Here is a 26860-nt window from a genome sequence, read left to right on the forward strand (position 1 = left end):
AAAGCGGCCTAGGGTCGCTTTATTTTTATATGAGGTGAATGAGCCTCTGATACGGTTGAATCATCGGCTTCTCAACCGTGGAAAATTTCATTTTAGTTCATTCAAAACGTCACTTAACTGTCATTTGTTGGGCATAAGTTGACCCTTAACTGAATAAGGATTGTTAAGGAGAACGTATGCGTACTATCGAACCTATTGTCCGCTGGGATGTGGCATTTTCTGTTTTCTGTTTAAAGAACCGTTTTAGTGGCCAACATGCGACGTTGAGTAAGGCGGTCTCTCATACGGGGGATGGTCACCTCTATATATTGATTGCTTTGATTGCATTGCTCGCCGATAGCAAAACAGGCAGTGATTTTCTGTTGGTGGGCTTAACTGCCTTCGCGATTGAGCTGCCAATCTATTGGCTTGCTAAAAATACTCTAAAGCGCCGTCGACCAGCCGAATTTTCCTCTTTGCTTCACTCTCATATTGTCCCATCAGATAAGTACAGCCTGCCATCTGGGCATGCCGCTGCTGCTTTTGTTATGGCGACATTAATCGGGCATTTCTATCCGAGCTTACATCTCTTTAGTTTGACTTGGGCTGCAGCGATTGCTGGATCTCGAATATTACTCGGCGTGCACTTTTTAACGGACGTACTCATTGGTGCTGCTTTGGGCATAGCTTGTACCAGCCTTGCTATTAGCTTCATTCTTTAATTATCGAATGACCACATCACCAAGCGCTAAACCAGCGAATCGAAAGGAAGTTTCATGAAAATTTTATACGGCGTACAAGGCACTGGAAATGGTCATATTGCTCGTGCAAGGGCAATGGCTGTCGCGTTTCGTCAACAAAACATCGATGTTGATTTTCTCTTTTCAGGCCGAGAAGCAAGCAAGTACTTTTCGATGGAAGAGTTTGGCAACTACCAAGTTCGTAACGGCTTAACCTTTTATAGTGAACAAGGGCAGGTCAAATATGGAAAGACATTCATTAAGAATAATATCTGGCGCTTTCTTAATGAGGTTAAACAGATGGACCTTACACCCTATGACTTGGTGCTCAATGACTTTGAACCTGTGACAGCTTGGGCAGCCAAAAGGCAGGGAGTCCCTTGTATCGGAATCAGTCACCAGAATGCGTTTCGTTATGATGTTCCTAAAGAAGGGGGAAACTGGATTGAACATTCTGTGATTCAACACTTTGCTCCGACAGAGCACTCTATCGGTTTGCACTGGTATCATTTTGAGCAGCCTATACTTCCGCCTATTGTTCACACCTTAGTTCACAACGAGCAGACTCAAGCGCCACAGGATTTCACTTTGGTCTATTTGCCGTTTGAGGATCTGGAAGCGATTTCAGAGCTATTAATGAAGTTTGTTTCGCACAGTTTTGTCTGTTATCACCCAAATGTGATAGAGCATAGCCAAGTCGAAAACATTACCTTTAAACCACTCAGTCATGCGGGTTTCCAATTCGACCTAAATCAGTGCTCTGGTGTGGTGGCTAATGGTGGGTTTGAACTGCCATCTGAAGCGCTTACTCTGGGCAAGAAGCTACTGCTTAAACCACTTGATGGACAGTTTGAACAACAGAGCAATGTGGCCACACTTGAAGCGCTTGGATTAGCTCAAACTATGAGCTTTCTTGATCCGGCGATCTTGCGTAGTTGGCTCAACGAAAAACAGGCTGAAGTTGTCTCTTATCCAGATGTCGCTAGTGCGCTTGTTGAGTGGGTTTTAGCCGGGAATTGGGCCAATCAAGATGACCTAAGAAAACAGCTTTGGGAGAAGGTGGACTTTCCGAGCTACGCATCGCTTACCTAATCCATAAGTGGTGTTTTTGGATTGAATGGTCAATCAATTCATCAATTCAATAAATTGTAACAAATGTAACCAAACGATAGAACAGCTAAATAAGTCGAAATGAAACTCATAAATAGCGCATTTTATGTTTTTTTATAACTATTCAAGTTATTGATTTTTAATTATTAATTAATTATTGAGATAAAATTAAGTCATTCTTTATCAATCTTGTTGGTAGCCTACGATGTATTGGTTAATAGTAGTGGTAATCCGAAAAACATCGGTCTGATAAATATAAGAATTAGTGGTTATCTATTCCCATACCATTACAAATTTAATGCTGTCGTACCGACAAGAGGCAACTTGAATGTTAGATAAAAAAGACGCAATGAGTGCTATTGCTAGCTACAGAATGGAAAGCACACTTCGTGGAGTAGACTTAAACCTTTTGACTGTATTTGATGCAGTAATGCAAGAGCAAAACATTACACGTGCAGCTCACAATTTAGGTATGTCTCAGCCGGCAGTAAGTAACGCTGTGGCTCGCTTGAAAGTGATGTTTAACGACGAACTATTTATGCGCCAGGGTCGTGGTATTCAACCGACTCAACGTGCACGTCAGTTGTTCGGTCCTATCCGCCAAGCGCTTCAACTAGTACGCAACGAATTACCAAGCTCTGTGTTCTCTCCAGAGTCGTCTTCTCGCTTGTTCAAGCTTGCGATTTGCAGCCCTTGTGACATGCGTTTTGCACCTAAGATTATGTCGACTATCAACGAGCAAGCACCTAGCGTTAAACTGCACATGGATGCTGAATTTGATCGTCAACTTTCTGAGCGTATGCGCTACCAAGAAATCGACTTCGTGATCGATTACGCTCGCTTTGATGAGCAAGGTTTCTCAAGTACTGAGATCTTCCAAGACGAATTGGTTGTGGTTGCTTCGTCTTCTCACCCACGCATTAACGGTGAAGTGACAGCTGAAGAGCTATTGAACGAGAAGCACGCTAAACTGTCTCGCATTCACGGCCAACGCAGCTTCTCTGAGCAAGCATACCGTGACCTAGATTGCATGCCTTTCTACGAAGGTACGAGCCTAAGCAACGTACTTTACGTTGTTGGTCAATCAGAGTTAGTGACGATTGCACCTCGCTGGATGGTAGAGCACGCAGCAAACAAAGAGAACTTACAGATTCTAGATTTCCCATTCGATAATGCGGCAATCTCTGGCTACCTAAGCTGGCACGAATCAAGTGAAAAAGATAAGGGACACATTTGGTTACGAGATCAGCTGATGATGATCTGTGGCGAAGTAGTGGCGCTTAACTAAGCACTAAACTCTATGATTTATAAGCCCTAAGCTGGGAGTCTGGCTTGGGGCTTTTTTGTACCTGCTATTTTTGTTGATAGAAAACTTAGCGTGATACGTACTATTACTTATAACTTTGAGCTTCATCAGTTGCCTTTTCCATGATCAGAGGTACACTTGTGCGCTCAAAAAAGCTTACAGGTGTAAGCCAAAGGTAAAGAGATGGCCAATTTAGATTTTCATATCGTAAAAAGACTTCGTGACCAAATTGCCCAAGGCGGCAACCGTACAGCTTTGAAGCACAAAGTAGATAATGTATGGCAAGGTATTAGCTGGCAGCAGTTTGGACAACAAATCGATACGCTTTCATTAGCACTATTGGCTCAGGGACTGAGAGTTCAAGAAAAGATCGGTATCTATTCAAACAATATGCCTCAATGGACCGTGGCAGATTTTGCATCTTTACAAGCTCGTCTTGTGACTGTGCCGATTTATCCAACCAACACAGCAGCGCAGTCGTCTTACATCATCCAAAATGCGGATGTGAAGATCTTATTCGTTGGTGAGCAAGTCCAATTTGACGCGGCCGTGAGCCTATTTGAAGAGTGCGAACAGCTAGAAGTGGTTGTCGCGATGTCTGATGATATCGATCTTCAAGGCCATAGCTTTGCGGTATCTTGGACTGATTTCATGGCGCGCGGTGTTGAGGCTCAGCAAGCTGAACTTGATACTCGTCTTGCTGACGCAAGCATGGACGACTTACTGACTCTTATCTATACCTCTGGTACTACAGGTCAACCTAAGGGCGTAATGCTTGATTACACCAATGTTGGCTATCAACTAGAAGGGCACGATGAGCGCTTGAGCTTAACGAAAGACGATGTCTCATTGTGTTTCTTACCTCTATCTCACGTATTTGAGCGTGCGTGGACTTTCTACGTGCTCTACAAAGGCGCAACCAACTGTTACCTGCAAGATACTATGCAGGTGCGTGACGCGCTGAGCGACGTGAAGCCGACCGTGATGTGTGCGGTTCCCCGTTTCTACGAGAAAATCTTCTCAGCGATTCACGAGAAGGTTTCGAAAGCGCCGTTTATCCGGAAAGTGCTATTTACTTGGGCAGTAAACATGGGCGCGAAGCTGTCGGTTTGTCACCAAGAAGGTCGCACACCATCACTGATGCTGAAGAAGAGCCATGCACTAGCTGATAAGCTTGTGTTATCCAAATTGCGAGCGCTGCTTGGCGGTAACATCAACTTCATGCCATGTGGCGGTGCGAAGCTCGATGAAACCATTGGTCGTTTTTTCCACGCTATCGGCATTAACGTAAAACTTGGTTACGGCATGACTGAAACCACAGCAACCGTTTCGTGCTGGGATGACCGCTGCTTTAACCCTGACTCGATTGGTATGGCGATGCCGGGCGCGGAAGTAAAAATTGGTGCGCAGAATGAGATTCTTGTTCGCGGCCCAATGGTAATGCGTGGTTACTACAAAATGCCAGAAGAGACAGCGAAAACGTTCGACGAGCATGGTTTCTTGAAAACCGGAGATGCGGGTCATTTTGATGAAAATGGTAACCTGTTTATTACCGACCGTATCAAAGAGCTGATGAAAACCTCAGGTGGCAAGTACATTGCACCGCAAGTAGTAGAGGGCGCGATCGGTAAAGACCACTTCATCGAACAGATTGCCGTTATTGCTGATACGCGTAAATTCGTTTCTGCACTGATTGTTCCGTGTTACGACTCTCTTGAAGAGTACGCTAAAGAATTGAATATCAAGTACCACGACCGCGTTGAATTGATTAAGCACCATCAGATCGTTGAGATGCTTGAGAAGCGTGTGAATGACTTGCAGCAAGAATTGGCTAAGTTTGAACAAGTGAAGAAGTTCAAGCTATTACCAAAAGCATTTTCGATGGATGATGGCGAACTGACGCCAACTCAGAAATTGCGTCGTAAGGTTATCAACGACAAGTATCAAGACGAAATCGAAGAAATGTACACTGAAAAGTCGAAAGATAAGTAGATTTCTGCTGAGATAAATTTTCAGTTGTTTAAAAATCCCCCTACGAATGTGATTGCATTTTTAGGGGGATTTTTTATGCCTTAAGGCTTGGAATAATGTGCGAAGACGCACACAGGAAAGCGCTTCATTTATCGATAATTAGCCATTTATATAAATATTAAGTGCTTTTTTTGTCTTTTTTTGTAGTGTTTGTAACTGGTTATTTAACTCTGCTTAGGTTTTGTTTGATGCTTTAAGCTGATAGTTGGTTTTTTGGCATAATTGTCGATTAACAGGTGTTAGACCGGATGATAATAAAGCGTTAAAGTTGTTTCGTATTACTGTTTGTTGTTATCACGACAGACAGCCATAGCCGAAAAAGTGGAAGTATTTCGAATTAGGCTACGAATAAGCCCTAGACTATGAAAAACCAGCCCAACACGTTCACCAAATGTGCTTGGAAACTGGTGAGGAGAGCAATATGACAACAAAACCTGAAACAGCAATGTTATCCGGCGCTGAGATGGTGGTGCAGTCTCTTATTGAAGAGGGTGTAGAACAAATCTTTGGTTACCCAGGTGGTTCTGTACTTGATATCTATGATGCGCTGCATGCGAAAACTGACGAAATCAAACACGTATTAGTACGACACGAGCAAGCCGCTACTCATATGGCAGATGGCTACACTCGTTCTACCGGCAAGCCCGGTGTAGTACTAGTATGTTCTGGTCCTGGCGCAACCAATACCGTAACGGGTATCGCAACGGCGTACATGGATTCGATTCCAATGATCGTTATCTCTGGTAACGTACCAAACAATCTCATTGGTAATGATGCCTTCCAAGAGTGTGATATCGTCGGTGTATCTCGCCCGATCGTTAAACACAGCTTCTTAGTTAAGAAAGCGGAAGATATCCCTGAAGTGCTAAAAAAAGCATTCTATATTTCAACGACAGGACGTCCTGGTCCTGTGGTTATCGACTTGCCAAAAGATGTATTAAATCCGCAAATTAAGCTTCCTTATCAATACCCAGAAACGATCAAGATGCGTTCGTACAACCCAACGGTTACGGGTCATAAAGGTCAGATTAAGAAGGCACTAAAGGCACTTCTTGAAGCGAAAAAGCCAGTACTTTATGTCGGTGGCGGTGCGGTTATCTCTGAGGCCGATCAACAGCTGATCAAATTGGCTGAAGCATTGAATTTACCTGTAGTAAGCACTTTAATGGGGCTTGGTGCCTTCCCGGGCACGCACAAGAACTCTCTAGGCATGCTTGGCATGCACGGTTTGTACGAAGCCAATATGGCGATGCACAACGCCGATCTTATTTTTGGTGTCGGTGTACGTTTTGATGATCGTACAACCAACAACCTTGATAAGTACTGCCCAAACGCGAAGATCATGCATATTGATATCGACCCGTCGTCGATCTCTAAGAACGTGAAAGTGGATCTACCAATCGTAGGTTCTGCGGAAAAAGTACTAGAGAGCATGGTTAATCTACTGGTTGAGCAAGGCGGCACCAATGATGCTGAAGCTCTGGAAAGCTGGTGGAGTGAAATCAAGCAGTGGCAAGATCGTAACTGCTTAGCGTATGAAAAGTCTTCTGAGTGCATTAAGCCGCAGCAAGTTATTGAAGCTCTGCACAAAGTAACCAATGGCGATGCTTACGTTGCTTCTGACGTTGGTCAACATCAAATGTTCGCAGCGTTATACTACCCATTTAATAAACCGCGCCGTTGGATTAACTCTGGTGGCCTAGGCACTATGGGCTTTGGTCTGCCTGCTGGCATGGGTGTTAAGTTTGCTAAGCCAGATGAAGAAGTAGTAGTGGTAACCGGTGATGGCAGTATTCAGATGAATATCCAAGAGTTGTCTACGGCGCTGCAATACAATATCCCAGTTAAGATTATTAACCTAAACAACCGTTTCTTAGGAATGGTAAAACAGTGGCAAGACATTGTTTATCAAGGTCGCCACTCTAACTCATATATGGACTCTGTTCCTGATTTTGCTGCCATCGCAGAGGCTTATGGCCACGTAGGTATGCGCATTTCATCTCCAGATGAACTGGAATCAGGTTTGGAAAAAGCACTGGCGATGAAAGACCGTTTGGTATTTGTCGATATCAGTGTGGATGATACCGAGCACGTATACCCAATGCAGATTAAGGGCGAGGGTATGGATAACATGTGGCTAAGCAAAACGGAGAGAACATAATATGAGACACATTATTTCACTACTAATGGAAAACCAACCGGGTGCGCTTTCTCGTGTGGTTGGTTTGTTTTCTCAACGTGGCTACAACATTGAGTCGTTGAACGTATCGCCAACCGATGATCCAACGCTTTCTCGTTTGAACGTGACGACCAACTCGAGCGAAATGCAGCTTGAACAGATTCAAAAGCAACTGCACAAGCTAATCGATGTACTAAAAGTGCAAGAGGTGTCTGAGCTTGAACACATCGAGCGTGAGCTCTTGATGGTTAAAGTACGTGCGAGCGGTTTTGCTCGTGCAGAAGTGAAACGCACAGCGGATATCTTCCGTGGTCAGATCGTTGATGTGACGGCTTCTCAATATACAGTGCAAATGGCGGGTACGAGTGAAAAGCTGGATGCTTTCATTCAAGCGTTGTCTGAAGTGACTGAAGTACTTGAAGTGGCACGCAGTGGCGTTGTGGGCATCGCCCGTGGCGAACGTGCGCTGAAAGCTTAAACAACAAGCACTTAAAAAATAGTTTTATAGCCGCTTTTTTAAGCGGCTTTTATTTTGTTAATTTTATAGAGTGCTATAATCCTGCGCTTCACGCCTTCTTTTACTTGAGTTATCAATGAGAAATAGTAAATCGATAATTACATTGCTGATTATTTCGATAACACTGTCTGCTGCAGTGGGTCTTTACTATTTACAACGTTACCAAGAAGTAAAACAACAAAGTTTTGATTACTCTGCGAAACAAGCCCTTCATCAGTTGGTTTACGCAGAACGAGATTACAAGCTCTTAAAATCTCAGTTGGTTTCGGTGATGAAACTACTGAGTCATAGCCAAAGCCTTGTTAATTTCGCTTCCTCCCCCTCTGAACAAACCAAAAGCCTCCTCGAAGAGGTATGGCAGTCTGTGTTAGTGAACCAAAAATGGTATACACAAATTCATCTTATTGATGTTGAGGGTAAAGAGCTGGTCCGAGTGAATTATTCCTCTGCCACGGGCGCTGTGACAATACCTCAGCAATTACAAGATAGGTCTGACTCTAGCTACTATCATTTTGCTAAGAGCTTAGAGCATGAAGATATTGGTGGTTGGGGAATTGAGCTTGAAACCGAACATGGTGAGTTGGCATATCCTTATAAACCGGTGTTTAGAGTCTTCACGCCTGTTGAAACTCCGGAGAAGCGAGTCGGTTATCTGGTGATCAATCTGGATGTCTGGGGGTTGTCTTCACGTCTTAATTTCGCACCTGATTATGATTTTAGAGCTGAAGTCGTCAATGGTGAGGGTTATTACATTGCGAGTCCAAACAACAGTAAATTGTTTGGCGATTCTGTTCCTGAAAGGAAAGGCTTCAACCTAAAAAACATCGCACCTCAAACATGGGAAGCCCTCTCTCGACAACAAATGGGCACTGTGTTTGAAGATGGTAACCTGTTCGCGTTTAACACGGTTCAGCTAGCTAATAATCAAAAGATGCACCTTGTGATTCAATTGAATCAAAAACAACTGCTCGCTAGAGCTGAACGTGATCTAAATGATCTTGCCCATGAAGAGATCATCGTGCTTTTCACTGTGTTGCTGTTCGCGTTCCCATTTGCTTATCTGGTGACGCATTATCGACGTCGTAGCTTAGAGAGTAAGTTAGCTCGCGCAGCGTTGAATGGCATGTCTGCCGTGATGATCACTGATAAGCAGCATCGTACTATGATGATCAACAACGAGTTTGAAAATATGACCGGTTACAGCGAAGCACAAGTTATCGGTCATAATGCGCTGCAACTTCTGTTGGAAAATACAGAGCAGCAGATCACCAGTGAATCCATCTGGCGACACCTAGACAACGAAGAAGTGTGGGAAGGGGAAGTGCTGTGTAAAAACAAACTGCGCATCCCTTTTACCGCTATTATGCGTGTCCATGCGGTCAAGAACAGTTCAGGGAAAGTGAGCTACTACATTACTTCGCTGGTGGATATATCAGTAAGGAAAGAGCTCGAAGTTCGTCTGCGTTTTCTGAGTGAGCGAGACGCTTTGAGTAACCTTTGGAATCGTCGAAAGTTTGAAGAGCAGTTAGCTTATTATTCTCGTTTGGTTGAGCGTTACCCAAATGAAGCGACTACTTGTTTAGCTTTAGTCGATATCGATAACTTTAAGCGAATTAATGACGAGCTTGGTCATGATGAGGGCGATCGTGTGATTGCAAGAGTAGCTAAGCTTCTACAAGACAGCCTCCGTAGTACCGATTTTGTGGCGCGTGTTGGTGGGGAAGAGTTTGCACTGTTGATGCCGCACACCTCTTTATCAGAAGCGAAGCGTGTCTTGGACCGGCTGCGAATCGAGATTGAGTTATCGTCAGCGTCGGTTTCACTGATTTGACGAGTAACAGTACCCGTTCATACAAATGCGCAGACGTCGGCCTTTACGAATCGAAATCCTCGGGACGAAATACCGTCTCGATTTGTCCTAGCTATGCGGATGTTGCTTAGCTACAGACTCTTTTTACTCCTAAATATCCTCCCACTTTCCCATCGAGTACTCTTTATATAGCTTGCAACTTAGTAAGTGATGAAGTCGCTTCCTCTGTGTACATATGAGGAATCTCATTTTTGAGCGACCTATGTCACAAATTCTACACGGTTAGACTAAAGTCTAATGTTGGCGAAAATTTGAGCTAAAATGAACAATGAGTAAACTACCTTGCTTCAGATTACATCGTGTTAAGCGGTGTGATAAATAGAGTGTTTACCAGATATTAAAGGGATGACACCGTTAACTTAATTCAGCTGGTTAGTTAGCTTTTTCAATGAGTTGAAAAGCAGCAGTAGAATTAGGTTAGCTGGAGCAAGAGTTTGGGGATGATACAGTCTGGTTGAAAGAGGCGTGGTATGTTTGTCGATTTTTTAGTGAGATTAACCATAGGTACATTGGTCATTCTTGGTTTTAAGCTGAGTGCTTTGTATTTCTTACCTATGGTTTTACTGCTCAATACTCATCACAAAGAGTTTTTTGGGTGGTAGCCAGCTTGATGCTGAAAAACAAAAAACGGAGCTGCTAGGCTCCGTTTTTATTTGTTCAAAATTTATCGCTGCATTAAGCCGCTTCGATAACTTCTTCAATTCGCTTCATTGAACCTAGTAGGTGTTGATCAAGCAACTCTGTCGCTTGTTCTACGTTTTTTGACAGCACGAGTTTCATGATCATTTCGTGCTCATCAATATTGAACAGATCATCTGATGCACTTTCCGCCGACATCGCTAGGAAGCGGTAACGTTTTACTTGATTGATCAAATCTTCAAAGAAGCTAAACATGTTCTCTGAGTCCGCACCTTCAAGTAGCGCAACGTGGAATTGTTGGTGACGTTCTTCCCATTCCACACAATCAAACTCTTCAGATACGTGCTGTACTCGCGAAAGCTTATGGTAAGAAGTCAGTACATCCAGTTCCCAAGTTTCATCCCCCGCAGAAATGGCTTTTTTCAGTAGAACTGAAGACACGACACGTAAGCTTTCATAAAGATCATTCAGCTCTTTCTTTGACACTGGCGATACCCAGCAGCCTTTTTGCGGCTCGAGCTTCACGTATTTGCTCCAAGATAACTGTACTAGGGCTTCACGAATCGGAGATGCGCCAACGTTGTATCTGTTCTTTAGATCAGCAACAACGAGCTTTTGGCCTGGGGCTAACTCACCATTAAGAATATCTTGGCGAATCATCTTTGATACTTTGTCAGTGAGAGTAGGACTAGACATTACAAACCTCATGTATATTTGATTTCTAGTCTGCTAATCCGTCTCTTAGAAAGAGTCCATAGGAAGTTAACAGTACGTAGTTCTATTGTGATTGATAATACAGCGTACTGAAAAGTTAGGCAAGATTTTGTTTCATAAAAAAAGAGGGCCGAAGCCCTCTTTTATATTTTATGCGAATCGGTTCATTCTTATAGAACGTGAACAGATGCCGTGTTTGTAGTGCCTGAAGCTACTAGAGCACCAGAAACCATTACAACGATGTCGCCTTTGCTGCCGAACTCAGCTTCAAGTGCGTATTCTTTACCCATTTTGTAGAAAGCATCAGTGCTGTCGATAGACTCAACAAGAACTGGACGAACACCTTTAGTAAGAACAAGCTGAGCAGCTGTCTTTTGGTTAGTTGTCAGTGCAATGATGTTTGCAGTTGGGAAGTACTTACGTACTGAACGTGCAGACTTGCCGCCTTCAGTAGCAACGATGATTAGAGGAGCAGCTAGCTTCTCAGCTGTGTCTACTGCGCCTTTACATACTGCTTCAGTGATGCGTAGACGTGGGCTGTCTAGACGAGAACCTAGCTCAGCTTTAAGAGCTGAATCAGTACGGTTCGCGATTTGAGCCATGATAGTAACAGCTTCAACAGGGTACTTACCTTTAGCCGTTTCGCCAGAAAGCATTACTGCGTCAGTACCATCCATGATTGCGTTCGCAACGTCACCCGCTTCTGCACGAGTTGGACGTGGGTTGTTGATCATAGAATCAAGCATTTGAGTTGCTGTGATAACCATCTTACGTGCACGGTTACACTTCTCGATCATCATTTTCTGAGCGAAGATTACTTCTTCAGCTGGGATTTCAACACCTAGGTCACCACGAGCAACCATGATACCGTCAGAAAGCTCAAGGATTTCGTCGAAGTTATCTACACCTTCTTGGTTCTCAATCTTAGAGATGATGTGGATATCGTTGCCGCCGTTTGCGTCTAGGATCTCACGGATCTCTTTAACGTCAGATGCTTTACGGATGAAAGATGCAGCTACGAAGTCAACGCCTTGCTCACAACCAAACTTAAGGTCAGCTTTGTCTTTCTCAGAAAGAGCTGGAAGTTGAACAGAAACACCAGGAAGGTTAACACCTTTGTTTTCGCCTAGTGCGCCGTTGTTAAGAACTTTACACTTAACTTCAGTTTCAGTAGTAGAGATAACTTCCATTTCGATTAGGCCGTCATCTACTAGGATTGTGTTACCAGCGTTTAGGTCAGCTGCGAAACCAGCGTAAGTTACCGCTACAGTCTCTTTGTTACCTACAACTGAAGTATCAGTTGTGAAAGTGAATTCTTGACCAGCTACTAGATCTACGTCGTTACCGCCTTCTAGTTTGATAGTACGGATCTCTGGGCCTTTAGTATCAAGAAGGATAGCAAGTTGCTTACCTACTTTGTCCATTACTTCGCGGAAGTTCGCAATACGAGTGCCGTGCTCTGCGAAATCACCGTGAGAGAAGTTAAGACGCATAACGTTCATGCCAGCATCTACTAGTTCAGTTAGCTTCTCTACAGATTCAGTTTTAGGGCCAATCGTACATACGATTTTGGTCTTTTTCATGGAAGGTACTCTCCGGTAAGTATTGTTACAATTTGAAATTTATTTAAGTTCTGAAGATTGGTCCGCTACATCAACATTTTGTGCCTGCTGAGTAAAATCGCGGGACTTCCAATATGCCCTTCAGAGTTGTAAGTCTTTCATCAATTTTAGTCATTTTATGACCAAAAGATTTTGATTCAACATCGGGTTTCTGTGACTTACACCAATATATCAGGTGAAAGTTGCAAAAAAATAACGGTCAGTTTTGTAATTTTTTTTCTTTTCGGGTGCGGATTCTACCACCTAATCAATTCAATATCACTGCTTAACAATTGTCTTAGGACAAGGTTTTCTCGCTATTTATTAATTTTTTGGATCAAAATAAATGGACTAAATAGTTTCGTTGTAACTATAATATGTTTCATATCGAAACTTACTGGTCTTTTTTAAATGTCGAAACGAAACACTCAGCTCAGAAGGCATGCAATTTCTAACCTAGTGAACGAAAAAGGGGAGGTTAGTGTTGATGAATTGTCCGCTAAGTTCGAAACCTCAGAGGTCACTATTAGAAAGGACTTAGCGTCTTTAGAGAAAAACGGTCAGCTTTTACGCCGTTATGGTGGTGCGATTTCGCTACCGAAAGAGGTTGTGAACGAAGAATTGGGTCAAAAAGTTTCGACTCGAAAGGTTTCGTTAGCGAAAGCAGCTGCAGATTTAATTCGCGACCATAATCGAATCGTGATCGACAGCGGCAGCACAACAGGTGCCCTAATTCAGCAACTAAACAGTAAGCGTGGTTTGGTTGTCATGACCAACTCGTTGCACGTGGCTAACGCGCTCAATGAGCTGGAAAGTGAACCAACGCTACTCATGACCGGCGGCACTTGGGATACCCATTCGGATTCTTTTCAAGGCAAAGTCGCAGAGTCAGTGTTGCGTGCTTACGATTTTGACCAACTATTTATTGGGGCTGATGGTATCGACCTCGACAGAGGCACAACCACGTTCAACGAACTGGTTGGCTTAAGTAAAGTGATGGCTGAAGTGTCACGAGAAGTGATCGTGATGGTTGAGTCAGAAAAAGTGGGACGAAAGATCCCTAATCTAGAGTTGGCATGGGATCACATCGACATCTTAATTACAGATACAGACTTGAGCAAAGAATCTCAGGCAAGTATTGAATCACATGATGTTCGAGTGATCTTAACGGATCCAGCTTAACAACTTATTTTAACTATTATGCATTTAACTTCCTATAATTGATCTTAATAAAGACATGGCCTTTGCTTGCTGCCAATAGGAATAAACGAAATTGATGGAGTCAAACTATGTGTGGAATTGTTGGTGCAGTAGCACAGCGTGATGTAGCCGAGATTTTAGTAGAAGGCCTTCGCCGCCTAGAATACCGTGGCTACGACTCAGCGGGTGTCGCTGTGGTTGATACCGAATCAAATCTAACTCGCGTACGTCGCCTAGGTAAAGTACAAGAGCTAGCAGACGCGGTAGAAGAGCAACAAGTGATTGGTGGTACAGGTATCGCTCACACTCGTTGGGCTACACACGGCGAGCCGTCTGAAGCAAACGCGCACCCACACATGTCTGGTGACATTGCAGTAGTGCATAATGGCATTATCGAAAACCATGAAGCACTGCGTGTAATGTTGCAAGAGCGTGGCTACGTATTTTCTTCTCAAACGGATACTGAAGTTATCGCTCATCTAGTTGAGTGGGAACTTCGCACTTCAGCTTCCTTGGTTGAAGCACTGCAGAAAACAGCAAAGCAGTTGGACGGCGCCTACGGTACCGTTGTGGTTGATCGTAAAGATCCTAGCCGTATTGTTGTGGCTCGCTCTGGTAGCCCTATCGTTATCGGTTTTGGTGTGGGTGAAAACTTCCTAGCATCAGACCAACTTGCACTACTAAGCGTAACTCGCCGCTTCATGTACCTAGAAGAGGGTGATGTTGCTGAAGTGACTCGTCGTGATGTGACCGTATTTGATGTTGCAGGTGAGCGTGTTGAGCGTGAAATCGTTGAATCAAATGCAGAGCATGATGCAGGTGACAAAGGTAAGTACCGTCATTTTATGCAGAAAGAGATCTTCGAACAGCCAACGGCGCTGATCAACACAATGGAAGGTCGCATCTCAGATACTTCTGTTATCACTAACGCGATTGGTGTTAAAGCCGAAGAGATCCTAAGTAAGGTTGAACACGTCCAGATCATCGCATGTGGTACGTCTTACAACTCTGGTATGGCTGCTCGCTACTGGTTTGAGTCTCTAGCAGGCGTAAGCTGTGACGTAGAGATCGCTTCTGAGTTCCGTTACCGTGACTTCGTGGTTCGTCCAAACAGCCTGCTTGTTACTTTGTCTCAATCTGGTGAGACGGCAGATACACTAGCAGCACTTCGCCTTGCGAAAGAGAAAGGCTACATGTCAGCGATGACAATCTGTAACGTTGCTGGATCTTCACTGGTTCGTGAATCTGACTTCGCATTCATGACTCGTGCGGGCACCGAGATCGGTGTAGCTTCAACTAAGGCTTTCACAACTCAACTTGCAGCAATGCTGATGATGGTGACTTCAATTGGTCGTCTACAAGGCCGTATCAATGAAGAAAAAGAAGCAGAAATCGTGCAAGCGCTTCACCAACTGCCGACTGACATTGAGAAAGCACTGGCGTTTGATAAAGAGATCGAAGCACTAGCGACAGACTTCGCAGACAAGCATCACACGCTTTTCTTAGGTCGTGGCGAATACTACCCAATCGCAATGGAAGCGTCCCTAAAACTGAAAGAGATCTCTTACATTCACGCTGAAGCATACGCTGCGGGTGAGCTTAAGCACGGCCCTCTAGCTCTGATTGATGCCGATATGCCTGTAGTGGTTATTGCACCAAGTAACGACCTACTAGAGAAACTGAAATCAAACGTTGAGGAAGTACGTGCACGTGGTGGTCTACTTTATGTATTCGCAGACCAAGATGCAGGCTTTGAAAGCGATGAGAACATGAAGATCATCAAGATGCCTCACGTGAGTGAAGTCACTGCACCTATCTACTACACAGTTCCAATGCAGCTACTGTCTTACCACGTAGCACTAATCAAAGGTACTGACGTTGACCAACCTCGTAACCTAGCGAAAGCGGTAACGGTAGAGTAAGTTAACTTAAACCCTTAAATAGACGAAAGCCCATCATCATGATGGGCTTTTTGTGCATGCTATTTAGTAAATCTACATTCAGCTTATAGTCGTTAAGCGTTAAGAGCTTGCTCTAGGTCTGCAAGGATATCTTCGATGTGTTCAATACCGACTGATAGGCGAATCATCTCTGGTGATACTCCAGCTTGTTTCTGTTCAGCTTCGCTTAGTTGACGGTGTGTCGTCGAAGCAGGGTGACAAGCCAGAGATTTTGCATCGCCAATGTTTACCAAGCGCTTAAAGATTTGTAGCGCGTCATAAAAGCGAACACCTGCTTCATAACCATCCTTTAAGCCAAAAGATAAAATCGCCGATGGCTTACCTCGCATGTACTTTTCAGCAAGCGGGTAGAACTCTGAACTAGGTAAGCCAGCGTAACTTACCCAGCTGACTTTCTCATGTTGGTTGAGATACTCCGCCACTTTCAATGCGTTCTCTGTATGTCGCTCCATACGTAGCGACAGCGTCTCCAAGCCTAGCATCAACATAAAGGCATTCATTGGCGACAAGGCTGCGCCTGTATTGCGTAGTGGAACCGTTCTAGCACGACCAATAAATGCAGCCTCACCAAAGGCTTCGGTATAAACCACACCGTGATAAGAGGGCTCTGGTTGATTAAATACCGGGAAGCGATCTTTGTGTTCTGCCCAAGGGAATTTACCTGAATCGACAATCACACCACCCAAGGTTGTACCGTGACCACCCACGTACTTTGTTAGTGAATGGACTACAATATCAGCACCAAACTCAATAGGCTTACACAGCACTGGAGTCGCGACGGTATTATCGACAATCACAGGGACACCTTGCGCGTGGGCAAGTTCGGCGACACGCTCTAGGTCGATGATATTACCCGCAGGGTTACCGATACTCTCACAGTAAACCGCTTTGGTTTTTTCATCGATAAGCTCTGCTAGGCTCTCCGGTTTATCGTCTTTAGCAAAACGAACTTCAATCCCTTGGTTTGGCAGCATGTGAGCAAACAAGGTGTAAGTGCCACCGTAAAGCTGAGGTGTTGAGACAATGTTGTCACCGATTTGTGCCAATGTCTGAATCGCGTAGTTGATTGCCGCGCTGCCTGCACTCACTACCAAACCTGCAATACCACCTTCTAACGCCGCTATACGTTTCTCCAAGACATCGTTGGTTGGGTTCATAATGCGGGTGTAGATATTGCCAGGTACGGCTAGGTTGAACAGATCAGCACCATGCTGAGCATCGTCAAATTCATAGGCAACGGTTTGGTAGATAGGAGTAGCAACGGATTTAGTGGTTGGATCGGTTTCGTATCCGAAGTGAATCGAGAGTGTTTCGTCTTTCATGTTTCTTCCCTGAACTATTGAGCGATTTATGTACACTCATATTGCCGATTTTTTTATAAAAGAAAAGTAAGCTTAGTCACAGAGAGGCAAATAGCATTGTGTACTGTGGAGTTCACTCATTCAGGGATGTATTGATACGAGTAGGGCGTAAATAAATAGCGAGCTTAGAAAAGCAAAAAGCCAGAGCAGCATAAACTGTTCTGGCTTTTCTAATTTGGTGGCCCCTCCCAGATTTGAACTGGGGACCGAACGATTATGAGTCGTGCGCTCTAACCACTGAGCTAAGGGGCCGTAGGGCATAGATTATAGGGGAAGCATTCAGTGGTGTCTAGACACTATAAGGGGCAATTCCGCTTATATCTTAGCCACTTAAATCACACAGCTACAAAAAAGGTGAGCCAAAGCTCACCTTTTGTTAATTATGCTTAAAATCTAATCACATCAATAGGTGTGATTACTCGTCTAAGAAGCTGCGCAGAGTTTCTGAACGGCTTGGGTGACGAAGTTTACGTAGTGCTTTTGCTTCGATCTGACGGATACGCTCACGAGTTACGTCGAACTGCTTACCAACTTCTTCAAGAGTATGGTCAGTGTTCATGTCGATACCGAAACGCATACGCAGTACTTTCGCTTCACGAGGTGTTAGGCCTGCAAGAACGTCTTTAGTTGCACCGCGTAGGCTGGTTGCCGTTGCAGAGTCTAGAGGTAGTTCTAGCGTTGTATCCTCGATGAAATCACCTAGATGCGAATCTTCGTCGTCACCGATTGGTGTCTCCATTGAGATAGGCTCTTTAGCGATTTTCAGTACTTTACGGATCTTGTCTTCAGGCATTTGCATGCGCTCAGCCAGCTCTTCCGGAAGTGGTTCACGACCCATCTCTTGTAGCATTTGACGAGAGATACGGTTTAGTTTGTTGATCGTTTCGATCATGTGAACCGGAATACGGATAGTACGAGCTTGGTCGGCAATCGAACGAGTGATTGCTTGACGGATCCACCATGTAGCGTAAGTAGAGAACTTGTAACCACGACGGTATTCAAACTTATCAACCGCTTTCATCAGACCGATGTTACCTTCTTGGATTAGATCCAAGAATTGTAGACCACGGTTTGTGTACTTCTTAGCAATCGAGATTACTAGACGTAAGTTCGCTTCAACCATCTCTTTCTTCGCACGACGAGCTTTTGCTTCACCGATAGACATACGACGGCTGATGTCTTTAATGCTTTGAACAGTCAGAGAGGTCTCTTTCTCGATCATATCCAGTTTTTGGATTGAGCGACGGATATCGTTCTCGTGACGTTTGATCTTTTCTGCGTATGGTTTGTCAGAAGCAAGTACTTCATCTAACCATGCTTCGCTAGATTCGTTGCCAGTAAATAGAGCAATGAAAGATTTCTTCGGCATTTTGCCGTACTCAACTGTTTGACGCATGATTAGGCGTTCTTGAGTACGTACACGATCCATAGAGTTACGCAGTTCGTTTACTAGGTAATCAAACTGTTTTGGTGTTAGACGGAACTCTTTGAATACGTCTTGCATCATTGTCGTTGCAAGCATTGCTTTCGGGCTTTCATGGCCGTACTCGTTGATCGCTAGCTGACGGTTTTGGTAGCTAGTACGAAGCGCTGTGAATTTCTCAAGAGCAAGCTCAGGATCGATACCTGTATCTTCTTCTTCCTCTTCTTCATCGTCATCAACGTCTTCTGCGTCTTCGTCATCCAGATCTGTTTCAGCAAGTTCTGAACCGATGTGAGTCGCTGTTGGTGCAGCTGTGCCATCGTCATCTGGGTCAACAAAGCCATTAATTAGGTCTGTTAAGCGAATCTCTTCTGCTTGTACGCGGTCAAACTGTTCCAAGATGTATGGAATAGTACCTGGGTATTCAGCAACAGATAGCTGAACGGTGTTGATACCATCTTCAATGCGTTTCGCAATGTCGATTTCGCCTTCACGAGTCAGTAGTTCAACTGTACCCATTTCACGCATGTACATGCGAACTGGGTCAGTAGTACGGCCAATCTCGCTTTCTACGCTTGAAAGCGCAGCAGCTGCAGCTTCGGCTGCGTCTTCATCTATATTGGCATCGTCATCATTAAGCGCTAGATCATCAGCATCAGGTGCAGTTTCAACTACTTTGATGCCCATGTCGTTAATCATTTGAATGATGTCTTCTACCTGTTCAGAATCCACGATTTCTGCAGGTAGGTGGTCGTTTACTTCGGCGTAGGTCAGATAGCCTTGTTCCTTGCCTTTAATAACAAGTAATTTAAGCTGTGACTGCGGATTTTGATCCATAGATGATATCCAACTTCAGGTCTGGTGAAGGACGTTGCATTCTCAAATGCAAACCAATTATGTTAACAAATTTATTAAATGCTGACTAATCAAACAGGGTTACGCTTTTAGATCTAGCATTAAAGCTAGTAGCTCCCTTTTTTCTTCGGCTGATAAACCGACACTTCTTGCTTTGGCCTGCAGGTTTTCAATTTGTTTTTCAACGCACTGGGCAAGTATTTTGTCCAATGAGTCTAAAAATATGTCTTCTTGATTGTCTTCGTCGAGGGGGATTTCCCAGCTCGCGAGACGAGACAGAAGAGCCTCATGTTTATTATCTCGCCAGTGCTCTAATAACTGGCCGGTGTTGATATGGGGATGCGCGTGGCATTTATCAAGTACTTCGACGAATAAACTTAGTCCAGGCAATGGTAAGCCTTTGACACTTGATAAATCCGGTACCATATCAGCATAGCTCGGATTTTGGATAAGCAAAGCGATAACTTCACGCATTGGAGTTCGCTTGAGCTCTTTATGCGGTTGAGGTGTCGGGTTTTGTGTATGAACACGAGCACGTCTCAGTTGGTTATCAAATCCAGTTCGCTCATCCAATAACTTTTCGAGCAACTCTTGGAAATAACTGTCAGGAATTTTATTAATTAAGGCGCTTGCGTGCGCACGCAGTGCCGATTTTCCTTCGGTTGTTCCCAAGTTAAGTTTGTGTATTTCTATCAGGTTGTCGAACAAATAGGTCGATAGTGGCGTTGCATTTTGGACGAGCTGCTCAAAAGCGGCTTTACCATGTTCTCTAATATAGCTATCTGGGTCTTCACCATCGGGCAAGAACAGAAACTTGAGTGTGTTACCTGTTTTCAGGTACTCAAGTGCATTTTCTAGAGCGCGCCATGCGGCCTCTTTACCAGCTCGGTCACCATCGTAACAACAAACCACAGTGCCGGTTTGTCTAAACAGCATTTGAATGTGGTCACCGGTTGTTGAAGTGCCTAGTGAAGCCACCGAGTAATCTACACCATATTGCGCAAGCGCCACGACATCCATGTAACCTTCAACCACAAGGACTTGAGGCGGTTCACGGTATGCCTGTAATACTTCATAAAGGCCATATAGCTCTTTGCCTTTATGGAAGATAGGTGTCTCTGGTGAGTTTAGGTATTTTGGTGTGCCATCTTCTAAGACACGTCCACCAAAACCAATCACACGACCACGACGATCGCGAATCGGGAACATAACACGACCACGGAATCGGTCGTATCGATTACCCTTATCGTTTTCTATCAACATGCCGCCTGTTACCAGCATGTCTTGAGCTTCTTTTTGTTGACCAAAGTTCTTACGAACTAAGTCCCACTCATCGGCCACATAACCAATGCCAAACTTCTGAACAATCTCGCCCGATAAACCACGATTTTTTAGGTACTCAATCGCGGGCTTATTGGCTGCTATTTTTAGCTGTGAGCGATAGAACTGGCTAATGCCGCCCATCAAATCATAGAGGTTACGTTTTTGTTCAGTGTTGGCTCTTGGTGCGGTAGAGATCTCACCGCTACGTTGTTCTCTTGGAACATCGAGCCCTAAGAAAGAGGCCAGCTCTTCAATAGCTTCAACAAATTCAAGGCGTTCGAACTCCATAATGAAGTCGATGGCGTTGCCGTGTACGCCGCAACCAAAACAGTGATAAAACTGTTTCTCTTGGCTTACGCTAAAAGAGGGGGTTTTTTCGTTATGAAACGGACAACAAGCGCCGTAGTTTTTGCCTTTTTTCTTAAGTTTCACGCGTGCGTCTATGATGTCGACAATGTCGAGACGCGCTAGGAGATCATCGATGAAACTACGCGGGATGTGTCCTGCCATAAAACCTTAGAAAAATGCACTAACAGAGAGTGTGGATAATAATAGTTTGAATGGGTTACAGATACAAACAAGCCGTGCGTTCCGAAGGATTGCACGGCTTGTTGCAATTTGATTTGGGATTAAGCGAGTTTAGAACGAACTAAACCACTAACTTTACCCATATCTGCACGCCCTTGAATTTGTGGTTTCAAGATAGCCATTACTTTACCCATGTCTTGCATGCCCGCAGGTTGAGCTTCTGCAATTGCGCTATCAAGTAGTGCGATTACTTCTTCTTCAGTAAGCGGTTGAGGCATAAAGCCTTCAAGTACAGCAATTTCTGCTTGTTCCACGTCAGCAAGATCTTGACGACCAGCTGATTCATATTGAGCAACAGAATCGCGACGTTGTTTAACCATTTTTACTAGTACAGCAAGAATGTCGTCATCGCTCAGAGTAATCTGTTCGTCGACTTCACGTTGCTTTACAGCAGCAAGAGCTAAACGGATAGTGCCAAGGCGCGGTTTGTCCTTGGCTTTCATCGCTAATTTTTGCTCTTCTTTGAGTTGTTCAATAAGAGCCATAACTCAGTCCTTATGGATTAAGTTATTAGTACAGGCGAACGCGACGTGCGTTTTCGCGAGCTAGCTTCTTAGCGTGACGCTTTTGAGCTGCTGCTTTAGCGCGTTTGCGAACTGTAGTTGGCTTTTCGTAGTGCTCGCGACGGCGAACTTCAGAAAGGATACCTGCTTTTTCACAAGAGCGCTTGAAACGACGTAGTGCAACGTCGAACGGTTCGTTTTCACGTACTTTAACTATTGGCATATGCCTTTCACCTCAGGGGTTATTCATTATCGCTGGCTACTGATGACCAAATCAGAAAAATTATCCGTAGACAACTTTCGATTAAGTGTGGTCTCTAACCAGCTTGATCAAAAATGGTGCGGAATTTTAATCCGATCAGAGTGACTTTGTAAAGCACTTTGTCGATTATAGTCTGTACAATATTTGTTTGAAGAGCTTAGGCAGGGTAATATTGCGCTAATTTCCCATTTTAGACGAAAGCGTGCCGAGAAAATTATGCGCATTATTGGTATTGAAACCTCTTGTGATGAAACAGGAATCGCAATTTATGATGATGAGCAGGGCCTGCTTTCTCATCAATTATACAGCCAAGTAAAGCTGCACGCCGATTACGGTGGTGTAGTACCTGAGCTGGCATCACGTGATCACGTGAAGAAAACAATTCCGCTAATCAAAGCGGCTCTTAAAGAGGCAAACCTAACCTCTAAAGACATCGATGGTGTTGCTTACACGGCTGGCCCTGGCCTTGTTGGTGCGCTGCTTGTTGGTGCAACCATTGGTCGCAGCATTGCTTACGCTTGGGGCGTACCAGCTGTGCCAGTTCATCACATGGAAGGTCACCTTCTTGCGCCAATGCTAGAAGATAACCCACCGCCGTTCCCATTTGTCGCTCTGCTTGTTTCTGGTGGTCACACCATGATGGTCGAAGTGAAAGGCATTGGTGAATACAAGATCCTTGGTGAATCGATTGATGATGCGGCAGGTGAAGCCTTCGATAAAACGGCTAAGTTAATGGGCTTAGATTACCCTGGTGGCCCATTACTATCTCGACTAGCAGAGAAAGGCACGCCGGGCCGTTTTAAGTTCCCACGTCCAATGACGGATCGTCCGGGCTTGGATATGAGCTTCTCTGGCCTAAAAACCTTTGCAGCGAACACGATTCGTGACAATGACGATAGTGAGCAAACTCGTGCCGATATCGCATATGCATTCCAAGAGGCGGTTTGTGGCACCTTGGTAATCAAGTGTAAGCGTGCCTTGGAACAGACGGGCATGAAACGTATAGTGATTGCTGGTGGTGTAAGTGCAAACAAACAACTACGTGTTGAGCTTGAAGCACTTGCTAAGAAAATTGGTGGCGAGGTTTACTACCCGCGTACTGAGTTCTGTACTGATAACGGTGCGATGATCGCTTATGCCGGTATGCAGCGCCTGAAAAACGGTGAGACTGCTGATCTTTCAGTTCAAGCCACACCGCGTTGGCCGATCGACCAATTAGAGCCAATTGCGTAATACATCAAAATGTTTCGATAAACGGTCGCCTTGTGCGGCCGTTTTTATATCTTAGCTTACCGACTATATGTCGATAAATAATTGCCGATAGAGATTAGGGAAGAAGATGAATAAGTTCACTGTAGATAATCAATCGATGGCGTACCTAGACGAAGGCGAAGGCCCGGTTGTTGTACTAGGACACAGCTACCTTTGGGATAGTGCGATGTGGAAGCCACAGGTTGAAGCGTTAAAATCTCAGTACCGTTGTATTGTGCCTGAGCTTTGGTCTCACGGTGAGTCTCAAGCAGCACCGAACGCAATGGGCAACCTAAAAGACTACGCTCAACATGTTCTGGCACTGCTTGACCATTTAAACATTGAAGAATTTTCTGTGGTGGGCTTATCGGTTGGTGGTATGTGGGGTACTGAGCTTGCAGAGCTGGCACCGGCACGTATCAAATCTTTGGTACTGATGGACACTTTTGTCGGTCTAGAGCCAGAAGTTGCACACGCGAAATACTTCAGCATGCTAGACACCATCTCTCAAACTAAGATGGTTCCTCAACCGATCGTAGAAGCGGTTGTGCCGTTGTTCTTTGCTAATGACGCACAAACTAACACGCCAGCTTTGGTAGAAGGTTTTACTCAGCAGTTATCGGCACTACAGGGCGAGCAAGCAGAGCAAGTAGCTCGAATTGGTCGTATGGTGTTTGGACGTCGTGACATGATTGAAACTATAGAGAACTTTGCTCTACCTGTGTTGGTAGCTGTCGGCCAAGAAGATAAACCACGCCCGGTACTTGAATCTTACCTAATGCATGATTGCATTTCGGGAAGTGAATTAGTGGTAATTCCTGGCGCAGGACACATTAGTTCGCTAGAGCAGCCAGAATTTGTAAACACTATGCTGAAAGAGTTTTTAGGTAAGCACCTGCTGTAGACTTTCTATCGTTTGAAATGATCGGTTTAATCTTGAATATAAGGTTAAGCCGATTTTTTTTGTCCGAGTTTTGGCTCGCTACCGTCCAGTAGGCGGCGGATGTTTTGATGGTGACGCAGCACGATCAAGCAACACAGCATAGCCACGGGCAGGGTGTATTGCGGTTTGACTAACCAAGCGTAGAAAGGGGCAAGTAGCACTGTCACCAATGCTGCCAAAGAGGAGTAACGAAATAAAAGCGCGACCACGAGCCAAGTTGCCATGATCATACCGGTTAGGTCGAATCCAATTGGGGCGATGGCACCCAGTGCCGTTGCGACGCCTTTACCACCCTTAAAGTGGAAGAAGATCGGATACATATGACCAAGACAAGCTGCAATCGCAACGATACCTAAAATAATTGAGTCGATACCGAGAAAGTAACCAAGCCAGACTGGAATGGTGCCTTTTAACATATCACAGAGTAATACTGCTGCTGCGGCACCTTTGCCACCGACACGTAACACATTGGTTGCGCCTGGGTTGTTTGAGCCCACCGTTCTAGGATCTGGAAGCCTTAAGACTCGGCATATCAAGACCGCACTAGAGATTGAACCTAGCAAATAGGCAGCAATGATCATGATAAGTGCCAATGGGGTCATGTCTGTCCTTTAACGGTTATACGCTTAACGATGGGAAAATAATGCTCAATCCAAGAGTAATTGATATCATATCTCGAATTACGCAAATAATACGTTTTTTTCCCAAATTTGGGTATCCGACCTCTAAAAGGACAAGTCATGGCACTGGATAAAGTTTTCATTGAGCAGCTAGAAGTAATTACAACGATCGGTGTTTACGATTGGGAACAAGAGATCAAACAGAAACTGGTTCTTGATATTGAAATGGCTCATGACAACCGCCCAGCAGGCAAGAGTGATGATGTGGTTGATGCTTTGGATTATTCGAAAGTGAGCACTGCAGTACTCGATCACATTGCGAATGGCCGTTTTCTACTCGTAGAACGTGTTGCTGAGGAAGTCGCAGAGCTCATTATGACTCAGTTCTCCGTTCCTTGGGTTAAAATTCACCTAGCGAAGCCTGGTGCAGTTCCTCAAGCAAAAGCGGTGGGTGTGATCATCGAACGAGGTCAAGCATGACCATCGCCTATGTTGGTGTTGGCACGAACATAGACCGCGACAAGCATGCAAGGGTGGCATGGAAAGAGCTTCAATCGTTAGGGACTAACCTTAAATGCTCTAAAATCTATCACTGTGAGCCTGTCGGTTTTGATAGCCATCCATTTTATAACTTTGTGATAGAGCTCGACACGCCACTTTCATTGACTGAATTTTCACAAGAACTTCGTAAAATTGAGTACAAATGGGGGCGTGCGCAAGATGCACACAAGCTTCAGGATCGAAATTTGGATCTTGATATTGTGCTGTTTGGTGATGAGATATCTGAGTCTGCTCCAGAGTTACCACGCAGTGATATCTATAAATATCCTTTTGTAACACAACCACTTTATGATCTTTGTCCTGCGAGAGTGATCCCGCAAGACGGAAGAACCGTCAGTGAAATATGGCAGAAGATGCAGCAACTAGACTCGCTCTCTGTCGTAGATATAAAACTATAATTTTAAAGGTAAGTAATGAGTTATTTTGAATCGTTTATATTGGCGTTGGTGCAAGGCTTTACTGAGTTTTTACCTATTTCCAGTTCGGCACACTTGATCCTTCCATCAGCGGTTTTAGGCTGGGAAGATCAGGGTTTGGCTTTTGATGTTGCGGTTCACGTGGGTACTTTGGCCGCAGTCGTGATCTATTTCCGTAAAGAAGTGATTTCGTTGTTGAGCGCATTCTTCGGCTCAGTGTTTAAGGGCGACCGCAGCAAAGAAGCTAAATTGGCATGGATGATCATCCTTGCGACGATTCCGGCATGTATCTTTGGCCTGCTGATGAAGGACATTGTTGAACTTTACCTTCGCAGTGCATGGGTAATTGCGACAACGACCATCGTCTTTGGTTTGTTGTTGTGGTGGGTGGATAAGAACTCAAGCCTACGTGATGATGAGTACCAAGCGGGCTGGAAAAAAGCGTTGTTTATTGGTCTTGCTCAGGCAATGGCAATCATTCCTGGTACCTCTCGCTCAGGTGCTACGATTACGGCAGCACTTTACCTTGGCTTTACTCGTGAAGCGGCAGCTCGATTCTCTTTCCTAATGTCTATCCCAATCATCACTTTAGCTGGTGGTTACTTAGGACTTAAGCTTGTGACCAGTGGCGACCCAATTCATGTGGGTACACTGCTAACCGGTATTGCGGTGTCTTTCATCAGTGCTTACATCTGTATTCACTTCTTCTTGAAGCTTATCTCACGTATGGGCATGACACCGTTTGTTATCTACCGCCTAATCCTAGGTTGTGGTCTGTTTGCTTTCTTAATGATGCAGTAACAGGCGCTGATAACAGCCTCGTCATAAAATTGAAAAAGCCCGCTTAACTGCGCAATGTAGATCAGATAAGGATCGGTTGACCGATCCTTCTTCTGAGAGATAATCG

Annotated in this window: 21 protein-coding genes, 1 tRNA gene and 1 pseudogene; 14 read left to right on the top strand and 9 right to left on the bottom strand. The window is 44.5% G+C overall.

The genetic code is table 11. The features are described 5' to 3' along the window. The first annotated feature begins 176 nt into the window (after positions 1 to 176). The 7 genes and pseudogenes from JC606_RS04345 (at position 177) to JC606_RS04375 (ending at position 9803) form a co-directional block, all read left to right on the top strand. Positions 177 to 701, top strand: a complete 525-nt coding sequence (locus JC606_RS04345; protein WP_137407193.1) for a phosphatase PAP2 family protein — start codon at positions 177 to 179, stop codon at positions 699 to 701. Positions 702 to 755: 54 nt separating this feature from the next. Beyond that, positions 756 to 1811, top strand: coding sequence for an MJ1255/VC2487 family glycosyltransferase (locus JC606_RS04350; protein WP_137407192.1), 1056 nt, complete (start codon positions 756 to 758; stop codon positions 1809 to 1811). A 346-nt stretch (positions 1812 to 2157) separates the two neighbouring features. Next, complete coding sequence (gene leuO, locus JC606_RS04355; protein ID WP_061033548.1) at positions 2158 to 3117, top strand: transcriptional regulator LeuO; 960 nt, start codon at positions 2158 to 2160, stop codon at positions 3115 to 3117. Between the two features lie 201 nt (positions 3118 to 3318). Further along, the gene (locus JC606_RS04360; RefSeq protein ID WP_137407190.1) at positions 3319 to 5127 is read left to right on the top strand and encodes an AMP-dependent synthetase/ligase; all 1809 of its coding nucleotides are present in this window, start codon (positions 3319 to 3321) and stop codon (positions 5125 to 5127) included. Positions 5128 to 5587: 460 nt separating this feature from the next. After that, the gene (locus JC606_RS04365) at positions 5588 to 7327 is read left to right on the top strand and encodes an acetolactate synthase 3 large subunit (protein ID WP_198778085.1); all 1740 of its coding nucleotides are present in this window, start codon (positions 5588 to 5590) and stop codon (positions 7325 to 7327) included. A 1-nt stretch (position 7328) separates the two neighbouring features. After that, the gene (ilvN, locus tag JC606_RS04370) at positions 7329 to 7823 is read left to right on the top strand and encodes an acetolactate synthase small subunit (protein WP_008219984.1); all 495 of its coding nucleotides are present in this window, start codon (positions 7329 to 7331) and stop codon (positions 7821 to 7823) included. Positions 7824 to 7938: 115 nt separating this feature from the next. Beyond that, positions 7939 to 9803: pseudogene (locus JC606_RS04375) on the top strand (diguanylate cyclase). 604 nt (positions 9804 to 10407) lie between these two features. On the opposite strand, the gene JC606_RS04380 reads toward JC606_RS04375, so the two are convergent. Then, a complete protein-coding gene (locus JC606_RS04380) occupies positions 10408 to 11079 on the bottom strand; it encodes a GntR family transcriptional regulator (protein WP_081090364.1) in 672 nt (223 codons plus the stop codon). 176 nt (positions 11080 to 11255) lie between these two features. Then, complete coding sequence (pykF, locus tag JC606_RS04385) at positions 11256 to 12668, bottom strand: pyruvate kinase PykF (RefSeq protein ID WP_008219975.1); 1413 nt, start codon at positions 12666 to 12668, stop codon at positions 11256 to 11258. 429 nt (positions 12669 to 13097) lie between these two features. Here pykF and JC606_RS04390 point away from each other — a divergent pair, with 429 nt between their 5' ends. Together JC606_RS04390 and glmS are read left to right on the top strand one after the other, a co-directional pair. Then, the gene (locus tag JC606_RS04390) at positions 13098 to 13868 is read left to right on the top strand and encodes a DeoR/GlpR family DNA-binding transcription regulator (RefSeq protein WP_061033552.1); all 771 of its coding nucleotides are present in this window, start codon (positions 13098 to 13100) and stop codon (positions 13866 to 13868) included. 107 nt (positions 13869 to 13975) lie between these two features. Next, entirely contained in the window at positions 13976 to 15808 is a 1833-nt protein-coding gene (glmS, locus tag JC606_RS04395; RefSeq protein ID WP_137407187.1) for a glutamine--fructose-6-phosphate transaminase (isomerizing), read from the top strand. Between the two features lie 92 nt (positions 15809 to 15900). On the opposite strand, the gene JC606_RS04400 is transcribed toward glmS, so the two are convergent. From JC606_RS04400 to rpsU, 6 genes are all read right to left on the bottom strand, one after another. After that, positions 15901 to 17169 carry an O-acetylhomoserine aminocarboxypropyltransferase/cysteine synthase family protein gene (locus tag JC606_RS04400; RefSeq protein WP_198778086.1) on the bottom strand — a complete coding sequence of 423 codons (1269 nt, stop codon included), beginning with the start codon at positions 17167 to 17169 and terminating at the stop codon, positions 15901 to 15903. Positions 17170 to 17384: 215 nt separating this feature from the next. Beyond that, positions 17385 to 17460: transfer RNA gene (locus tag JC606_RS04405), tRNA-Ile, on the bottom strand. A 163-nt stretch (positions 17461 to 17623) separates the two neighbouring features. Beyond that, the gene (gene rpoD / locus JC606_RS04410) at positions 17624 to 19468 is read right to left on the bottom strand and encodes an RNA polymerase sigma factor RpoD (RefSeq protein WP_008222514.1); all 1845 of its coding nucleotides are present in this window, start codon (positions 19466 to 19468) and stop codon (positions 17624 to 17626) included. Between the two features lie 99 nt (positions 19469 to 19567). Beyond that, complete coding sequence (gene dnaG, locus JC606_RS04415) at positions 19568 to 21319, bottom strand: DNA primase (protein WP_137407185.1); 1752 nt, start codon at positions 21317 to 21319, stop codon at positions 19568 to 19570. A gap of 119 nt (positions 21320 to 21438) precedes the next feature. After that, complete coding sequence (locus JC606_RS04420) at positions 21439 to 21882, bottom strand: GatB/YqeY domain-containing protein (RefSeq protein ID WP_008222517.1); 444 nt, start codon at positions 21880 to 21882, stop codon at positions 21439 to 21441. Between the two features lie 25 nt (positions 21883 to 21907). Beyond that, entirely contained in the window at positions 21908 to 22123 is a 216-nt protein-coding gene (gene rpsU, locus JC606_RS04425; protein WP_004396009.1) for a 30S ribosomal protein S21, read from the bottom strand. Between the two features lie 255 nt (positions 22124 to 22378). Between rpsU and tsaD the strand changes: the two genes are divergently transcribed. Both tsaD and JC606_RS04435 read left to right on the top strand, forming a co-directional pair. Then, complete coding sequence (gene tsaD / locus JC606_RS04430) at positions 22379 to 23395, top strand: tRNA (adenosine(37)-N6)-threonylcarbamoyltransferase complex transferase subunit TsaD (RefSeq protein ID WP_004740786.1); 1017 nt, start codon at positions 22379 to 22381, stop codon at positions 23393 to 23395. 106 nt (positions 23396 to 23501) lie between these two features. Further along, on the top strand, positions 23502 to 24317 hold the full coding sequence (locus tag JC606_RS04435; protein WP_102425837.1) for an alpha/beta fold hydrolase: 816 nt from the start codon (positions 23502 to 23504) through the stop codon (positions 24315 to 24317). 44 nt (positions 24318 to 24361) lie between these two features. On the opposite strand, the gene plsY is transcribed toward JC606_RS04435, so the two are convergent. Next, complete coding sequence (plsY, locus tag JC606_RS04440; RefSeq protein WP_061033566.1) at positions 24362 to 24958, bottom strand: glycerol-3-phosphate 1-O-acyltransferase PlsY; 597 nt, start codon at positions 24956 to 24958, stop codon at positions 24362 to 24364. A gap of 138 nt (positions 24959 to 25096) precedes the next feature. Here plsY and folB point away from each other — a divergent pair, with 138 nt between their 5' ends. From folB to JC606_RS04455, 3 genes are read left to right on the top strand one after another with little or no spacing between them, the layout of a single operon-like run. Next, positions 25097 to 25456: a dihydroneopterin aldolase gene (folB, locus tag JC606_RS04445; protein WP_102425838.1), complete on the top strand. Its 360-nt coding sequence runs from the start codon at positions 25097 to 25099 to the stop codon at positions 25454 to 25456. Further along, positions 25453 to 25935: a 2-amino-4-hydroxy-6-hydroxymethyldihydropteridine diphosphokinase gene (gene folK / locus JC606_RS04450; RefSeq protein WP_137407184.1), complete on the top strand. Its 483-nt coding sequence runs from the start codon at positions 25453 to 25455 to the stop codon at positions 25933 to 25935. Before folB ends, folK begins: the two co-directional genes overlap by 4 nt. Before the next feature lie 15 nt (positions 25936 to 25950). Then, entirely contained in the window at positions 25951 to 26754 is an 804-nt protein-coding gene (locus JC606_RS04455) for an undecaprenyl-diphosphate phosphatase (protein WP_137407183.1), read from the top strand. Positions 26755 to 26860 lie beyond the last annotated feature (106 nt).

The organism is Vibrio sp. IB15 (assembly GCF_016406055.1).
GTDB lineage: Bacteria > Pseudomonadota > Gammaproteobacteria > Enterobacterales > Vibrionaceae > Vibrio > Vibrio chagasii.

Bases quoted from the DNA above. Each gene is read 5' to 3' on its own strand.
- JC606_RS04345 (WP_137407193.1), top strand. From the start codon at position 177: ATGCGTACTATCGAACCTATTGTCCGCTGGGATGTGGCATTTTCTGTT.
- JC606_RS04350 (WP_137407192.1), top strand. From the start codon at position 756: ATGAAAATTTTATACGGCGTACAAGGCACTGGAAATGGTCATATTGCT.
- leuO (WP_061033548.1), top strand. From the start codon at position 2,158: ATGTTAGATAAAAAAGACGCAATGAGTGCTATTGCTAGCTACAGAATG.
- JC606_RS04360 (WP_137407190.1), top strand. From the start codon at position 3,319: ATGGCCAATTTAGATTTTCATATCGTAAAAAGACTTCGTGACCAAATT.
- JC606_RS04365 (WP_198778085.1), top strand. From the start codon at position 5,588: ATGACAACAAAACCTGAAACAGCAATGTTATCCGGCGCTGAGATGGTG.
- ilvN (WP_008219984.1), top strand. From the start codon at position 7,329: ATGAGACACATTATTTCACTACTAATGGAAAACCAACCGGGTGCGCTT.
- JC606_RS04380 (WP_081090364.1), bottom strand. From the start codon at position 11,079: ATGAGGTTTGTAATGTCTAGTCCTACTCTCACTGACAAAGTATCAAAG.
- pykF (WP_008219975.1), bottom strand. From the start codon at position 12,668: ATGAAAAAGACCAAAATCGTATGTACGATTGGCCCTAAAACTGAATCT.
- JC606_RS04390 (WP_061033552.1), top strand. From the start codon at position 13,098: ATGTCGAAACGAAACACTCAGCTCAGAAGGCATGCAATTTCTAACCTA.
- glmS (WP_137407187.1), top strand. From the start codon at position 13,976: ATGTGTGGAATTGTTGGTGCAGTAGCACAGCGTGATGTAGCCGAGATT.
- JC606_RS04400 (WP_198778086.1), bottom strand. From the start codon at position 17,169: ATGAAAGACGAAACACTCTCGATTCACTTCGGATACGAAACCGATCCA.
- rpoD (WP_008222514.1), bottom strand. From the start codon at position 19,468: ATGGATCAAAATCCGCAGTCACAGCTTAAATTACTTGTTATTAAAGGC.
- dnaG (WP_137407185.1), bottom strand. From the start codon at position 21,319: ATGGCAGGACACATCCCGCGTAGTTTCATCGATGATCTCCTAGCGCGT.
- JC606_RS04420 (WP_008222517.1), bottom strand. From the start codon at position 21,882: ATGGCTCTTATTGAACAACTCAAAGAAGAGCAAAAATTAGCGATGAAA.
- rpsU (WP_004396009.1), bottom strand. From the start codon at position 22,123: ATGCCAATAGTTAAAGTACGTGAAAACGAACCGTTCGACGTTGCACTA.
- tsaD (WP_004740786.1), top strand. From the start codon at position 22,379: ATGCGCATTATTGGTATTGAAACCTCTTGTGATGAAACAGGAATCGCA.
- JC606_RS04435 (WP_102425837.1), top strand. From the start codon at position 23,502: ATGAATAAGTTCACTGTAGATAATCAATCGATGGCGTACCTAGACGAA.
- plsY (WP_061033566.1), bottom strand. From the start codon at position 24,958: ATGACCCCATTGGCACTTATCATGATCATTGCTGCCTATTTGCTAGGT.
- folB (WP_102425838.1), top strand. From the start codon at position 25,097: ATGGCACTGGATAAAGTTTTCATTGAGCAGCTAGAAGTAATTACAACG.
- folK (WP_137407184.1), top strand. From the start codon at position 25,453: ATGACCATCGCCTATGTTGGTGTTGGCACGAACATAGACCGCGACAAG.
- JC606_RS04455 (WP_137407183.1), top strand. From the start codon at position 25,951: ATGAGTTATTTTGAATCGTTTATATTGGCGTTGGTGCAAGGCTTTACT.